The organism is Streptomyces sp. NBC_01166 (genome assembly GCF_045039765.1).
Taxonomy (GTDB): domain Bacteria; phylum Actinomycetota; class Actinomycetes; order Streptomycetales; family Streptomycetaceae; genus Streptomyces.
Genome location: NZ_CP108613.1, coordinates 3,953,379 through 3,968,071 on the forward strand (window position 1 = coordinate 3,953,379; position 14,693 = coordinate 3,968,071).

The 14,693-nt window shown below is 72.4% G+C and carries 10 protein-coding genes and 1 tRNA gene; 4 read left to right on the plus strand and 7 right to left on the minus strand.

Going from position 1 to position 14,693, the window contains the following annotated elements; genetic code table 11:
• The first annotated feature begins 49 nt into the window (after positions 1–49).
• Positions 50–790: an ABC transporter ATP-binding protein gene (locus OG379_RS18090; protein ID WP_405664042.1), complete on the plus strand. Its 741-nt coding sequence runs from the start codon at positions 50–52 to the stop codon at positions 788–790.
• Entirely contained in the window at positions 784–3,255 is a 2,472-nt protein-coding gene (locus OG379_RS18095) for an FtsX-like permease family protein (RefSeq protein ID WP_405664044.1), read from the plus strand. The genes OG379_RS18090 and OG379_RS18095 overlap by 7 nt, the downstream gene beginning before the upstream one ends.
• An 11-nt stretch (positions 3,256–3,266) precedes the next feature.
• Here the strand turns inward: OG379_RS18095 and OG379_RS18100 are convergent, their stop codons facing one another.
• From OG379_RS18100 to OG379_RS18110, 3 genes are all read right to left on the minus strand, one after another.
• Positions 3,267–3,620 carry a hypothetical protein gene (locus OG379_RS18100; protein ID WP_405664046.1) on the minus strand — a complete coding sequence of 118 codons (354 nt, stop codon included), beginning with the start codon at positions 3,618–3,620 and terminating at the stop codon, positions 3,267–3,269.
• 147 nt (positions 3,621–3,767) lie between these two features.
• On the minus strand, positions 3,768–4,631 hold the full coding sequence (locus tag OG379_RS18105) for a sulfurtransferase (RefSeq protein ID WP_405664049.1): 864 nt from the start codon (positions 4,629–4,631) through the stop codon (positions 3,768–3,770).
• Entirely contained in the window at positions 4,624–5,265 is a 642-nt protein-coding gene (locus OG379_RS18110; RefSeq protein WP_405664052.1) for a hypothetical protein, read from the minus strand. Before OG379_RS18110 ends, OG379_RS18105 begins: the two co-directional genes overlap by 8 nt.
• 264 nt (positions 5,266–5,529) lie before the next feature.
• Between OG379_RS18110 and OG379_RS18115 the strand changes: the two genes are divergently transcribed.
• Positions 5,530–6,795 (plus strand): family 16 glycosylhydrolase, encoded by a 1,266-nt coding sequence (locus tag OG379_RS18115; protein ID WP_405664055.1) that lies wholly within the window; start codon positions 5,530–5,532, stop codon positions 6,793–6,795.
• A gap of 45 nt (positions 6,796–6,840) precedes the next feature.
• Positions 6,841–8,046: a beta-1,3-glucanase family protein gene (locus tag OG379_RS18120; protein ID WP_405664057.1), complete on the plus strand. Its 1,206-nt coding sequence runs from the start codon at positions 6,841–6,843 to the stop codon at positions 8,044–8,046.
• Positions 8,047–8,361: 315 nt separating this feature from the next.
• Here the strand turns inward: OG379_RS18120 and OG379_RS18125 are convergent.
• The 4 genes from OG379_RS18125 to tmk all read right to left on the minus strand — a co-directional run bounded on the left by OG379_RS18125 (position 8,362) and on the right by tmk (position 14,602).
• Positions 8,362–8,435: transfer RNA gene (locus tag OG379_RS18125), tRNA-Thr, on the minus strand.
• A gap of 98 nt (positions 8,436–8,533) precedes the next feature.
• Positions 8,534–10,063, minus strand: a complete 1,530-nt coding sequence (locus OG379_RS18130) for an alpha/beta hydrolase (protein ID WP_405664059.1) — start codon at positions 10,061–10,063, stop codon at positions 8,534–8,536.
• Between the two features lie 107 nt (positions 10,064–10,170).
• Complete coding sequence (locus OG379_RS18135) at positions 10,171–11,376, minus strand: DNA polymerase III subunit delta' (RefSeq protein WP_104786999.1); 1,206 nt, start codon at positions 11,374–11,376, stop codon at positions 10,171–10,173.
• A 115-nt stretch (positions 11,377–11,491) separates the two neighbouring features.
• Positions 11,492–14,602, minus strand: a complete 3,111-nt coding sequence (gene tmk / locus OG379_RS18140; RefSeq protein WP_405664062.1) for a dTMP kinase — start codon at positions 14,600–14,602, stop codon at positions 11,492–11,494.
• Positions 14,603–14,693: the final 91 nt, after the last annotated feature.

The following is a 14,693-nucleotide window of genomic DNA, read 5'->3' on the forward strand; positions in this document are numbered from 1 at the left end:
CCTCCTCGCTGCGATGTGGGCGGCGGGCGCCGCCGGTTGGATCGAACCCATGAATCAACGACCCGCAGCCGTACGGCTCGACACCGTCACCCGGTCCTTCGGGAAGGCCACCGACGCGGTCACCGCGCTGGACGGAGTCAGTCTCACCATTCCCCGGGGCTCCTTCACCGCGATCATGGGACCGTCAGGTTCGGGTAAGTCGACGCTCCTCCAGTGCACGGCCGGCCTCGACCGGCCCACGTCCGGCCGGGTGTTCCTCGGGGACACGGAGATGACCGGTCTGAGCGAGCGGAGGCTCACGCTGCTGCGCCGCGAGCGGATCGGATTCGTCTTCCAGGCCTTCAACCTGCTGCCGGCCCTCACCGCCGAGCAGAACGTGGCGCTCCCGCTCCGGCTCGCGGGCCGCAGACCCCGGCGCGCCGAGGTACGCGAGGTGCTGGAGCGGGTCGGCCTCGGCTCCCGGGCCCGCCACCGGCCCACCGAGCTCTCCGGCGGTCAGCAGCAACGTGTCGCCCTGGCACGGGCATTGGTCACCCGGCCCGCGGTCCTGTTCGGCGACGAACCGACCGGGGCGCTCGATTCCCGTACGGGCCAGGAGGTCCTGGGGCTGCTGCGGTCGATGGCCGACGGCGGCCAGACGGTGATCATGGTGACGCACGACCCGGTGGCCGCCTCCTACGCGGACCGTGTGGTGTTCCTGGCCGACGGATCGATACGGGACGAGCTGCGGGACCCGGCCGCCGGAGAGATCGCCGCGCGCATGACCGCCCTGGCGGTGGCCCCGTGCTGACCTCCGCCCTGCGCTCGATGCGGACCCGCTGGGTCACCTTCGTCGGCTCCTTCGTCGCACTCGCCCTGGGTGTCGGGCTGATCGCCATGACAGGCCTGGCGCTCGCGGCCACCTTCGACGCCCCGAAGCGCACCCCGGAACGCTTCGCCGCGGCACCGGTCGTGGTGGCGCCGTCGGACACCCTCCGGGTCGCCACGTCGATCGGGGAGCGTACGACCCGGCTCACCGACCCGCGACCGGTGCCGCCAAGCCTGGCAGACGGGCTCTCCGCGCTGGGGCCGACGGCGGAGGACCGAACGTTTCCCGTCCGTCTGGCCGGCGAGGGGGCCGTGGGACATCCGTGGTCCGTCGCCGCCGCCACCCCCTACCGCGTCACTTCCGGCCGGGCGCCGGCCGTGGCGGGCGAGGTCGTCGTCACGGCGGACGCCGGTGTCCGGGCCGGCGACCGGGTCCGGGTCGCCGTCCCCGGTGCCGAGGCCGGCACCGGAACACGGACGGTCGTCGGCACGGTGGCGGACGCCGGCTTCGAGACAGTGGTCTTCTTCACCGACGCCGAGGCCGCCCGCATCCACCCCTCCGTCGACGCGGTTGCCGTGCACGCCGACGCGGACGCCGTACGGCAGTTGACCGGGACCTTCCCCGGCATGAGTGTCCTGACCGGCGACGACCGGCGCCGGGCGGACGCCGATCCCGACCGGGACAGCGAGGCCCTGACCGCCGTCAACGCGCTGCTCGGCACGGCGGCCGGCATCACCGGTTTCGTCTCGGTCTTCGTCGTCGCGTCGACGTTCTCCTTCGCGGTGGCCCAGCGCAGAAGGGAGTTCGGGCTGCTCCGCACGGCGGGCGCCACGCCCGGTCAGGTGCGGCGCACGGTCGTCGTGGAGGCGCTCCTGATCGGCGCCCTGGCCTCGGCCGCGGGCTGTCTGCTGGGCGCTGCCGCCGCACCCGTGCTGGCCGGCCGGCTGGCCGAGGGGGGCCTCGCCCCGGACTGGTTCGCCGTCGGCGACGCGACGTGGCCGCTGCACACCGCCTTCTGGACCGGCCTGGCCGTGGCGCTCGCCGGGGCCGCCGTCTCCTCCCGCCGGGCGGGCCGGATCCGCCCCGTGGAGGCACTCCGCGACGCGGCCGTGGACGCCGGAAGGATGCTGCCGAGCCGCCTGCTGCTGGGCGCCACCGTCCTGCTGACCGGTCTCGGGCTGCTGGGCTGGTCCCTGCTGACCGACCCCGGGGACGTACTCAAGCGGAAGACATACATCCTGCAGCCCATGTGGATCATCGTCGGCTGCGCGCTGCTCTCGCCGCTCGCGGTGCGTCCGATGACGCGCCTGCTCACCTGGCTCCCCGCCCGGCTGCCGGGCGCCACCGGTCTGCTGGCCCGGCAGAACGCGTACACCGCCGTGCGCCGCACCGCCGCGGTCGCCGCACCCGTCATGATCACCGTCGCCCTGGCGGGTTCGCTGCTGGGCACCGTCGCCACGATCAACGAGGCAGAGGCCACCGAGGCGGCGGCCTCGGTCTCCGGCGCCGACTACGTGGCCGGCGGTGACGGCCCGCTGGACCCGCGCTTCGTGCAGCGCGTACGGAACGTGCCCGGGGCCGTGGCCGGTGCCTCCCGCACCACCGGGGTCACCGTCCTCGAGGAAGGCACCGCGCTCATCAGGTCGGAGGCACGGGCGGCGGAGCCGGCCGCCCTGGCGGCGACCGCCCGTCTGCCCCTCGTCGCAGGCCGGATCACGGACCTGGACGACGACTCCATCGTCGTCAACGAGGAGTGGGAGACACGGACGGTGGGGCGGCGCGTGCGCGTCTGGCTCGGCGACGGCCGTGAGGTGTCGCTCCGCGTCGCTGCCGTGATGCGGACCGGCACCGGAAGCAACGGGGTGTACGTGACCCCGGCGAACGCGGCCGGGGCCGCCGTCGACCGCATCGACGTCAAGCTCCGTGAGGGAGCCGACCGTTCGGCCGTCCACGCTCTCCTGGAGAAGGCCGGGCGGGACACCGGCACCCCGGTCATGACACGGGACGCGTGGGTGGCCGCGCACCACCCGCGCACCGGGGGCAACACCCGGGCGGGCCTGCTGCTCATCCTGGGCATCGCCCTGCTGTACACAGGGATCGCCCTGGCGAACACCCTGGTCATGGCCACTTCCGACCGGGTACGCGACCTGGCGGTGCTCCGCCTCACCGGGGCCACGAAACCGCAGGTACTCCGGCTGGTGGCGGTCGAAGCGCTGGTCGTGGTGGCCGTCGGCGCGGTCCTGGGAGGGGCGGTGGCCGGGCTGAACCTCCTGGGGGTGAAGAGCGCCCTGGAGCTCCTCTCGGTGAGCTCCCCGGTGATCGTCCCGTGGACCGCCCTCGTCCAGGTCCTGGCCGCGTGTGCCCTCGCGGCCGCGGTCTCCGCCGTACTGCCCGCGCTCGTGGCACTGCGTACGAGGCCGGTGGAGGTGGCGGGCGCCCGGGAGTAACCCGGCGCCGGTCAGCCGTTGAGCGCGTACGCCAGGGTGACCACCGGGAACGGCCACACCATCGCGCCGAGCAGGGACAGCCGGCCCATCGGGGTCATGCGGCGCAAGGGAGGGGAGCGGTACAGGCCGGTCAGTACGGCCGCTCCCGCGGCGAGCACCCCGGCGGCGCCCAGCAGGAACGACACGGGGGACTCCCCGGAGGCAGCACTCCACACCGACACCATCAGCACCAGGAACCCGAGGAAGAACAGCGCGGCAAGGGGCACGGACCAGATCAGGGCGACCAGGAGGACCTGGCCCGTCGTGGCGGGGCGAGGGCGGGGTGCGGGCGCCGCGGAGGCGGGAGCGGGGAGTGCGGGGAACATGCGCGGCTGCCTTTCAGCACGTGCGGGGTACGTGCCTCCACTCTGCGGGGGCCGGCTCCCCGCGGCATGCGCGCGCATACTCAGGCCCCGCGGGCCACAGCACTCATTCCTCTGCGGCACCCTCCGGGCACTCGTGCGCAAGAGTTCCTACGCGCCTGTCGTGACGGGGAGTCCGGACGGCAGGCCCCACTCGCTCCACGATCCGTCGTACACGGACACCTCGCTGTATCCCGCGAGTTCGGCGCCCAGCGCGAGGACGCAGGCGGTGACGCCCGATCCGCAGCTGACGACCAGACGTTCCCGCTCCCCGAGCAACGCGCCGAACACCGCGCGCAGTTCGCGGGCCGGGAGCATCCTGCCGTCACGCTGGATCTCCCCGAACGGCAGGTTCAGCGCCCCCGGCATGTGGCCCCGCCGCAGCCCCGGCCGAGGCTCGGCCACCGTGCCGGCGAAGCGCTCCCGGGTGCGTGCGTCGAGGACAGCCGATCCCGGGTCCGCCAGGGCGGCCGTCACCGCACCGCTGCCGACCAGCATCCCCTCACGGGGGCGGGCGGTGAAGTCACCGGTGCGCCCGGCGCCTCCGGGCGCACCACCCTCCTCCACCGGCAGTCCGGCCGCGGTCCACGCGGGCAGGCCGCCGTCGAGCACCGCGACCCGGCCGAAGCCCATGGCGCGCAGCATCCACCAGGCGCGGGCACTGGAGTAGACACCGGCGGCGTCATAGACGACGACGGTGTCGGTACCGTCGACGCCCAGGGCGCGCATCTCCTCGGTGAAGCGCCGGGCAGCGGGCATCGTGTGCGGCAGTGGCACGGCGTGGTCGGACATCACCCCGTCGATGTCGAAGCGCCGCGCCCCGGGGATCCGCCGCTCCGTCGCACGGTGCGCACCCACAGAGGCGTCGAGGACCACGAGCCCACCGGCCGCCCGCCGCACCGCGAGCCACTCGGGACCGACGAGCGGCCCGGGCAGGCTTCCCGCGTCATCTGCAGTCGCCACACCTTCAGTCATGCCCGTCCGCCCCCTGGTCCTCGTCATCGGTTCGCGCCGCCATGCCTATGAGCCTCACCACACGCAGCAGGTCGCGGTGATGAAAATACGTGGCCGCGTCGTCCCGGTGGGCGGGCGGCTCCATGCGTCGCTCCAGCGCATCGGCGCAGACCGCCAGACGAGCTCGCTCCCGCTCGCCCTGCACGCCCCCGCTCTCCAGGCAGTCGGCGGCACAGAGATCCACGGTGCGGCTCAGCTCGCCGGTGAGACCCGCACTCCGCAGCCTTGCGCGCCAATGGCCCACGGCGTGCAGGGCCGCCTCACGCCGTGCCCCGTACCAGTACTCCGGACTGTTCGGATTGCGCTCGCGGGGGCCCGGAGCGCGAAGGCCGCGACGTTTCGCCTCCGCCCGCGCCGCCGCGTACGCCCGCAGCTCCACCTGCCACACGGCCCGGCTGGCCTCGATCACACCCAGGGCTCGCAGCAGTGCTTCCTCGTCCTCACGGAAGGGGCCGGCCTTGTGGGCGAGATAGCTCACCGTCGCCTCGAAGCCGATCGGCCGGTACAACTGCGCGCAGGAGCGGAGCGCGACCACCCGGTGCCCGTACGGCAGCGAGGGGTCGCGGACCTTGCGCGCGAAGTTGGTGAAGCCCATCCACGGGAGGCTAACGGGGCTTCGGGCTTAAGGCCGAATTAAAAGCGTCTTAAGCGAACCGCACCTCGCGACAGCCGTTCAAGTAACCGCAGGCCAGGGCGTTTTCATCGCCGTACGCCCGGTTGCCGGACCGAGGGATCTGCGTACCATCGAGCTCCGTCGGCGGCGCACTCCGCAGGACGAGAGCGCTCTCAGATCGCTCCCGCACCTCCCTGTCCGCCGGCTCCGTGTCCTGCTCTCCCCCACAGAAAAGGTACGCAGACCATGGCCTCTCACCGCGCACGCAGATGGTCACCCGTCGGGCTGGTTCTCCTGCTCTCCGCCGCCCTCGTCGCCGCGTTCCTCCTCACCACCACCGGACCGGGCACCCCCCGGGCCGACGCCGCCGCGCAGACATGGGCCGACGAGTTCGACGGCGCCGCCGGCAGTGCGCCGGACTCCTCGAAGTGGACTCTGGAAAAGGGGGGTTCGGGCAACGGCAACAACGAGCTGCAGTACTACACGGACAGCACCCGGAACGCGTCCCTGGACGGCAACGGCAATCTGGTGATCACCGCTCACCGGAACGGCGACTCCGGCCTCCAGTGCTGGTACGGCACCTGCCAGTACACCTCCGCCAGGCTGAACACCGCGAAGACCTTCACCCAGGCGTACGGCCGCTACGAGGCCCGGATCAAGATTCCGCGCGGCCAGGGGATCTGGCCGGCCTTCTGGATGCTCGGCGACGACCTCGGCAGCGTGGGATGGCCGAACAGCGGCGAGATCGACATCATGGAGAACGTCGGCAAGGAGCCCGGTACCGTCCACGGCACCATCCACGGTCCCGGCTACTCCGGCGGCGCCGGCATCGGGGCGTCGTACAGCCTGCCGGGCGGCCGGGCCTTCGCCGACGACTTCCACACCTTCGCGGTGGACTGGAGCCCGAACGCCCTGGTCTGGTCGGTGGACGGTCAGACCTACCAGACGCGCACCCCCGCCGATGTGAACGGCAACAAGTGGGTCTTCGACCACCCCTTCTTCATCGTCCTGAACCTGGCCGTGGGCGGTAACTGGCCCGGCAGCCCGGACGGTTCCACCGCCCTCCCCCAGACCATGACCGTCGACTACGTACGGGTCTCCGCCTCGGACGGTCCCGGCGGCGGCTCGGGTACGGCCGGCCCGATCAAGGGCATCGGCGGCATGTGCGTCGATGTCGCCGGCGCCTCGGACGCCGACGGCACGCCGATCCAGCTGCACGGCTGCAACGGCGTCGACGCCCAGAAATGGACCCCGGCCGCCGACGGATCCGTACGCGCCTTCGGCAAGTGCCTGGACGTGCGGGGCGGTTCCACCGCCGACGGAGCAGCCGTCCAGCTCTACACCTGCAACGGGACCGGAGCACAGAAATGGGTCCACACCCAGGCCGGTGACCTGACCAACACCGGGGCGGACAAGTGCCTCGACGCCACGGGCGGCTCCTCGGCCGACGGCACGCGGCTCCAGATCTGGACCTGCACCGGCGCGGCCGGCCAGAAGTGGGCCGTCGGCTGACCACCGGAGCCCCGCCACCTACTTGTACGAAGGAAGAGCCCCCACATGACTTCCCGTCACCAGCGCGACCTCTCCCGCCGCAAGCTGATCACCGCCCTGGCCGGAGCCGCTGTCGCCGCCCCCGCCATCGCCGTGATCGCCCCGCACGCCCTCGCCACGGCCGACCCGGACGGCGCCGGCACGAAGCCCGCCGGCGCGCTCCCGCTGACCATCGTCAACAACTCGGGCTCGTACGCCAACTCCTCTGTGCACGTCTATATCGTGGGCAATCAGGACGGCAAACAGGTCCGGGTCACCCCTGAGGGCGCGCTGGCCCCGATATCCCTGTCGGACAACGGCGCGGACGGCTTCACCGACTACGCCATCGCCCTGTCCGGCAGCGGTGAGACCAAGCTGTCGCTGCCGTACATGTCCGGCAGGATCTACATCGCCCTGGGCGACAAGCTGAAGTTCAAGGCGGTGGCGGACGGCAACGGTGTCGCCGCCCTCCAGTACCCCGCGGGATGGGTGGCCTCGGACCCCAACTACTCCGTGCTGCACGACTGCGCGGAGTTCACGTACAACTCCTCCGGGATGTACTGCAACACCACCATGGTCGACATGTTCAGTGTTCCCCTGAGCATCGGTCTGACCGGCTCCGAGGACCGGACCATCGGCACCCTGCGCGACGGCGGACGGGCGCAGGCCTTCGCGGCGGTCAGTGAGATCCCGGAGTTCGCGCCCCTGGTGGTGGACGACCGGCGCATCATCGCGCCCGGCCACGGCCTGGACGCGGGGATCTTCGACAAGGATTACTTCGCCCCGTACATCGACGAGGTGTGGAGCACCTACACGGGCAAGGACCTCACCGTGACCACCAACGCGGGAGCCTTCACGGGCCGGGTCCGCGGTGACCGGTTCGTGTTCGACGGCCCCGCTCAGGTCTCGTTCAGCCGGCCGACCACCCGCGACGTGCTCTTCTGCGACGGGAACCTGGCCGCCCCCAACGACGGCACGACCGGCCCCGTCGCCGCTGTCCTGGGCGCGGGCTTCAACCGCTCGACCCTGGTCAGCGATCCGGCCCAGCCCACCACGGACCCGGCCGGCTTCTACCGGGCCTCGTCGCTGACCAACCACTACTCGAAGGCCATCCACGCGGCGACGCTGGACGGCAAGGCGTACGGCTTCGCCTTCGACGACGTGGCCGACTTCGCCTCGTACATCCAGGACACCGCGCCCACGGGGGCGCGGCTGACACTGACGCCGTTCTAGCCGGCGGCCGGTGCCCGCGCCTGCTCGGCGCACGTAAGCCCCAGGTCACAGGGGGACCTGGGGCTTACGCACGCAGCTCCGCACTCGGCATCGCGATTCTGACGTCGACGTTCTTCACGGCGTCGGCCTCCGACCTGTCCGGACGGCTACACCTGCGCCGCACTGCTGGCGCTCGGCATGCTGGCGACGCTCCTCAGCCCGAGGCCCCGGAGTGGGACCACGAACAGCGCGGCGACACGCGCAGGGGCCCTGTCGAAGAACCCGGAAAAAGCAAAAGCCCCAGGTCACGGCGAGTGAGTCCTGAGGCTTCCACAGAGCCGCCTTCGGGATTCGAACCCGAGACCTACGCATTACGAGTGCGTTGCTCTGGCCAACTGAGCTAAGGCGGCACGCTCTGTCGCACCATGGTGCGGTCAGCAGCGACGCCAAGTCTACACAGTTTCCGGGGGTGCTCCGTACCGCCCGGCGCCGCTGCCGTATCCGCAGGTCAGGTGCACTTCTTACCGTCCTTGGGCGGCGTGCCGTCCAGCAGGTAGGTGTTGACCGCCGTGTCGACGCAGTCGCTGCCCCGGCCGTACGCCGTGTGCCCGTCGCCCTCGTAGGTCAGCAAAGTGCCGGAGGAGAGCTGCTCCGCGAGGGACTCGGCCCACTTGTACGGGGTGGCCGGGTCCCGGGTGGTGCCGACCACGACGATCGGGTCGGCACCCTCCGCCTCGGTGCGGTGCGGGGTGCCGGTGGGGTCCACGGGCCAGGATCCACAGTTCAGCGCGGCCCAGGCGAAGCCCCTGCCGAAGACCGGGGAGACCTTCTCGAACTCCGGGACCGCCTTCTCCGCCTCTGCGGGGCCGGCGAAGGCGGGGGCCAGGTCGAGGCAGTTCACGGCGGCGTTGGCGGCCATCAGATTGGCGTACTTGCCGCTCGGCTCGCGCTCGTAGTAGCTGTCGGCCAGGGCGAGGAGGCCTGAGCCGTCACCGCGCTGAGCCGAGGCGACGGCCTCGCGGAGCTGGGGCCATGCGGCCTCGTCGTACATGGCGGCGATCACACCCGTGGTCGCCAGGGATTCGGTCAGCTTCCGGGTCTCGCCGGTCGGCACGGGCTCGGAGTCCAGATCGCCGAAGAGCTTCTTCAGGGCGGTCGCCGCGGCCGCGGTGGACTTGGTGCCGAGCGGGCAGTCGGCCTGCTTCACGCAGTCCGCGGCGAACGACTGGAAGGCCGTCTCGAAACCGGCGGTCTGATCGCGGTTGATGTCGACCGCGGGGAGCGAGGGGTCCATCGCCCCGTCCAGGACGAGACGCCCCGCCCTGGCGGGGAACAGATCGGCGTAGGTCGCACCGAGGAACGTCCCGTACGAGGCGCCGACGTAGTTCAGCTTCTCGTCGCCGAGCAGGGACCGGAGGATGTCCATGTCACGCGCCGTCTCGACCGTGGACACATGCGGAAGGATCTTCCCGGAGCGCTTCGCGCAGCCGTCGGCGAACTTCTTGAAGGACTTGTTCAGCTCGGTGATCTCGCCCTTGTCGTCCGGAGTCTGGTCGACCTGCGTGTAGGCGTCCATCTCCTTGCCGGTGAGGCACTCGACCGGTTCGCTGCGGGCCACTCCGCGCGGGTCGATGGCCACCATGTCGTACCGGGCGCGGACCGGGGCGGGGTAGCCGATGGCGGCGTATCCCTGGAGGTAGCCGACGGCCGAGCCTCCGGGGCCGCCCGGGTTGACCAGAAGCGAACCGATCCGCTTGCCCGGCCCGGTGGCCTTCTTGCGCGAGACGGCCAGCTTGACGTCCCCGCCGTCGGGCTTCGCGTAGTCGAGCGGGGCCTTCATCGTGGTGCACTGGAAGCCCTCCACCCCGCAGTCCCGCCAGCGCAGCTTCTGCCCGTAGTACGGCTCGAGCTCCTCGGCGGCGGCCGAACCCGTCGCCGACGCGCTCGGCGCCGAACTTCCGCTGCTGCAGCCGGAGACGAGGAGGCCGGCAGTGCCGAGCGCAGTGGCGAAGATGCGGAGCAGGCGCCTGGTGTCCATCCCCGGAGCGTAGCCGCCGTGTGACGACTCAACCGATTCCCTGCTCATACGGGTGAATTCACCCGGCCCTGCGCACCCCGGGAGCGCACCACGCGGGGATGCCGGACTCAGCCCGCCCGGAGCGCGACCGCCATGGCCTCAACGGCCAGCAGCGGCGCGACGTTACGGTCGAGGGCGCGGCGGCAGGCGATCACGGCCTCTATCCGGCGCAGGGTGCGCTCGGGGGTGGACGACTCGGCGATCCGGTCGAGGGAGTCCCGGACGTCGGTGTTGGCGAGCGCGATCCGGGAGCCCAGCTGGAGTGCCAGCACATCGCGGTAGAAGCCGGTGAGTTCGCTGAGCGCGAGGTCCAGGCTGTCGCGCTGCGTACGCGTCCTGCGGCGCTTCTGCCTGTCCTCCAATTCCTTCATCGCACCCGCCGTCCCGCGAGGCATCCGGCCCCCCGCCACGCCGCCGAGCGCCGCCTTCAGGTCGTCCGTCTCCTTGACGTCGACCTCCTCGGCGACCTGTTTGGCGTCGTCGGTCGCCGTGTCGATCAGCTCCTGGGCCGCCTTGAGGCAGCCGCCGACGTCATGGACACGCAGCGGGAGCTTGAGCACGGCGGCACGGCGCGCACGCGCCCGCTCGTCCGTGGCCAGCCGGCGCGCCCGGCCGATGTGCCCCTGCGTCGCACGGGCGGCCGACGCGGCACGCTCGGGGTCGATGCCGTCCCGCCTGATCAGCACATCGGCCACGGCGTCGACCGGAGGCGTACGCAGCGTGAGGTGACGGCAGCGGGAGCGGATCGTGGGCAGCACGTCCTCGAGGGAGGGCGCGCAGAGCAGCCACACCGTGCGGGGAGCGGGCTCCTCCACCGCCTTCAGCAGAACGTTGCCCGCGCCCTCGGTGAGGCGGTCGGCGTCCTCCATGACGATGACCTGCCAGCGGCCCACGGCGGGGGACAGCTGGGCACGGCGCACGAGCTCACGGGTCTCCTTCACACCGATCGAGAGCAGATCCGTCCGGATCACCTCGACGTCGGCGTGGGTCCCGATCAGGGCCGTGTGGCAGCCGTCGCAGAAGCCACAGCCGGGAGCACCGCCCAGGGCACGGTCGGGGCTGGTGCACTGGAGCGCGGCGGCGAAGGCACGGGCGGCGGTGGACCGGCCCGAGCCGGGCGGGCCCGTGAACAGCCACGCGTGCGTCATCTTCGATCCGGGGGGCACCGGCTCGCCCTCGGAGATGGCGGTGACCAGGACATCGGCGTCCCGGGCGGCGGCACCGAGCTGCTCCTGCACCCGGTCCTGTCCGACCAGGTCGTCCCAAACGGTCATGGTCACCGCCCTTCCGGTGGTGTCGTGCTGGAACGCCGGAACTCCGGCGCCTCCCTATTGTGCGGGAAGGGTCCGACAGTCCCGGCGTTCCGTGCCCGAGCCCGGCGTCCGTCAGTCAGCGGCGGGGCCGGCGCCCGCCCCGTCCGGAGCCGCCCTGGTCGTCGTCGTTACCGCCGAGCAGTTCGTCTGCCAGGGACGGCAGATCGTCGAGCGGCGTCTCCTCGGCCCAGTCGGGACGCGGGCGCCTCTGCCGGCCGGAAGCGCCCTGCGCCCCCGGTCCCGCCTGCGGATCGTCGCTGATCTGGGGCAGTTCACGCGTGCGCTCGTTCTCGCTCTCGGGGCGGGAGGCCCCGCGCTCGTCGCGGAAGACGCCCGGCGGAACCCGGTCCGACGGGTTCCCGTCGCGCACGGGCGGCAGGACGGCCGTCTCGTCCGCGTCGCGCACCGGCGGCAGGACCGTCGTCTCGTCCGCGTCGGGCGCCGGGCGGTCCGGCCTGGCGACCGGCACGGGCTGCGTGATCTCGTTCGGGTTCACGACCGGAGTCGGGACGGTGAGCTCGTTGTCCGGCACGGACGGCCCGGTGGACCTGGAGCCGGACTCCTGGGAACGCTCTGCGGCGGCGGCCGCAGCCGCCTCCTCCGCCCGGGCAGCCGCCTCGGCCTCGGCACGGCGGCGGGCCTCCTCGGCCCGCATCAGCGCCTCCTCCGCCTTGCGCTGCTTCTCCAGGCGCAGTTCCTCCGCCTCCTTGCGCAGCCGCGCCTCCTCCTGGGCCTGCAGGCGCAACCGCTCCTGCTCGGCCTCGCGCACCCGCTCCTCGGCCTCGAGACGGGCCCGCTCCTCCTCCGCGCGGCGGCGGGCCTCCTCGGCACGCTGCCGCGCCTCCTCCGCCTGCCGTTCGGCCTCGCGCTGACGCGCCTCTTCCTCCTCGCGGCGCCTGCGCTCCTCCTCCTCGGCGCGGAGCTTGGCGAGCTGAGCCTGCCGCTCGCGCTCCAGCCGCTCCTCCTCGGCCTTGCGCGCGGCCTCTTCCTCGGCCTTGCGCCGGGCTTCCTCCTCGGCGGCCCTGCGTGCCTCTTCCTGGGCCTTGATCTCCGCCTCGGAGAGCGGGAGCAGCCGGTCGAGCCGGTGGCGTACGACCGTGGTGATCGCTTCCGGCTCCTGGCCGGCGTCCACCACCAGGTAGCGGGTCGGGTCGGCCGCCGCGAGGGTGAGGAAACCGGACCGCACCCGGGTGTGGAACTCGGCCGGCTCGGACTCCAGCCGGTCGGGCGCCTCGGTGAAGCGTTCCCGTGCCGTCTCCGGATCGACGTCCAGAAGAACCGTCAGGTGCGGTACGAGCCCACTCGTCGCCCAGCGCGAGATCCTGGCGATCTCGGTCGGGGCGAGGTCCCGGCCCGCGCCCTGGTAGGCGACGGACGAGTCGATGTAGCGGTCGGAGATCACGATCGCGCCGCGCTCCAGTGCCGGGCGCACGACCGAGTCCACGTGCTCGGCCCGGTCGGCGGCGTACAGCAGGGCCTCGGCCCGGTTGGACAGGCCGGCCGACGAGACGTCCAGCAGGATCGAACGCAGCCGCTTGCCGACCGGGGTGGCCCCCGGCTCGCGCGTCACGACGACCTCGTGGCCCTTGGCACGGATCCACTCGGCGAGCGCCTCGACCTGGGTGGACTTGCCGGCTCCGTCGCCGCCCTCCAGGACGAGGAAGAAACCGTTCGCCGCGGGCGCGACGGCGGGGTCACCGCCGCGCAGCGCCTCACGCAGGTCGCGGCGGAGCGGCACACCGGCACGGTCGTCTGTCCTGGCGAGGACGATCACCGCGACGGGCAGCAGCAGCGCGCCGACGAGCATCAGCGTGAAGGCCGCGCCGCCGTGCGCGAAGACGAAGTCACCGGACCCCAGGCGGTGCCGCCCGATGGCGGCGGCGAGCAGCGGTCCGCCCACCGCACCGAGCGCGACCAGCACCCGGACCACGGCCTGGAGGTGCTCGGTGGCCCTGGCCTGCCGGAACGCCTCCGTCTCCTGGTCGATGACCGCATGCCCGATGTTGGCGGCGACCCCCGCCGCGTAACCGGCGAGCAGCGCGATCAGCAGTCCGGTGGCGGTGTCGGGCACCAGGCCGAGCACGAGGAGCGCCACGCCCGTGACAGCGACCGCCAGGGCCAGCAGCCGGCGGCGCGATAGGGCGGGCAACACCTTCCGCGCGGTACGGATACCGAGCGCGGTGCCACCGGTCAGGGCCAGGATCAGCAGGCCGAAGGTGACGGGTCCGCCACCGAGGTCGGCGGCGTGCAGCACGGAGACGCCCGCCGCGGCGGCGATGGCCCCGGCGACCGCGGAGCACGCGGCGACGACCAGCGGGATACTCCCGGTGCGGCCCTTGTCGGACCCCGTTCCGGTGGCCGGCCGGCGCAGGCCCTCCAGGGGCGAGCGCGGGCGGGGCGTCTGTGTGGCCGGAAGCTCGAGGAAGTACAGCGTCGAGACCGAGGCGGAGAAGAGCCCCGCCGCGATGTAGGAACCGAGTGCGGCCTGGTGGAAGGAGAACCAGTCGAAACCGGTACCCAGCAGTTCACCGATCAGCGCGGCGACCACCAGCACGACCGCGGCCGCGGGGACCGACAGGAAGTTCGTCCGCAGGGAGAGCCTGCGGAGGGCGTCGAGGTGGTCCGGCAGCGGGCGCACGGCGGCGCCCTCCGGGGGCGGGGCGGGAAGCAGCGCGGGAGCGGCGCTCTCCTTGGCCACCGCCCACAGGCGTTCGCCGACGCCTGCCACGAAGACGGTGATCAGGATCATCATGAGTGCCTTGTCCGGCATCCAGTCGATCCACAGGGGCGCGACGACCAGCAGAGCGAGACGCAGCGCGTCCGCCCCGATCATCAGCCAGCGCCGGTCGATCGGACCGCCGGGCGCCGTGAGCGCCGTCAGCGGTCCCAGTAGTACGGCTCCGAAGAGCACGGTGGAAAGAATCCGGGCACCGAACACGGCGGCGACGGCAAAGGCCGCCCCGCGGTATCCGGCCCCGAAGGAGCCCTCGAGGACCGCCGCCTGCAGCGACAACAGCACAAGCACAAGAAGGGCGAGTGAATCGCCGATACTGCCGACGAGCTGGGCGCTCCACAACCGCCTGAGCGGGGGAACACGCAACAGGGCTCGTACGGCGCGCTCGCGTGAGTCTGCGGCAAGTGTGTCGGAGGTGGGGCTCACGACCGGTGGCTGCTCGGCTCGCGTCATCCGCCCAGCCTATCGGGAGCCGTGCGGTGCCCGGGGGCCGCGTCCGAACATATGCCCAACGGGAACTCCGTCCGCACCTCGCGACAACGCC

What these genes read in the sequence shown, in the direction of transcription:
- OG379_RS18090 (WP_405664042.1), top strand. Translation starts at nt 50, where the DNA reads ATGAATCAACGACCCGCAGCCGTACGGCTCGACACCGTCACCCGGTCC.
- OG379_RS18100 (WP_405664046.1), bottom strand. Translation starts at nt 3,620, where the DNA reads ATGTTCCCCGCACTCCCCGCTCCCGCCTCCGCGGCGCCCGCACCCCGC.
- OG379_RS18105 (WP_405664049.1), bottom strand. Translation starts at nt 4,631, where the DNA reads ATGACTGAAGGTGTGGCGACTGCAGATGACGCGGGAAGCCTGCCCGGG.
- OG379_RS18110 (WP_405664052.1), bottom strand. Translation starts at nt 5,265, where the DNA reads ATGGGCTTCACCAACTTCGCGCGCAAGGTCCGCGACCCCTCGCTGCCG.
- OG379_RS18115 (WP_405664055.1), top strand. Translation starts at nt 5,530, where the DNA reads ATGGCCTCTCACCGCGCACGCAGATGGTCACCCGTCGGGCTGGTTCTC.
- OG379_RS18120 (WP_405664057.1), top strand. Translation starts at nt 6,841, where the DNA reads ATGACTTCCCGTCACCAGCGCGACCTCTCCCGCCGCAAGCTGATCACC.
- OG379_RS18130 (WP_405664059.1), bottom strand. Translation starts at nt 10,063, where the DNA reads ATGGACACCAGGCGCCTGCTCCGCATCTTCGCCACTGCGCTCGGCACT.
- OG379_RS18135 (WP_104786999.1), bottom strand. Translation starts at nt 11,376, where the DNA reads ATGACCGTTTGGGACGACCTGGTCGGACAGGACCGGGTGCAGGAGCAG.
- tmk (WP_405664062.1), bottom strand. Translation starts at nt 14,602, where the DNA reads ATGACGCGAGCCGAGCAGCCACCGGTCGTGAGCCCCACCTCCGACACA.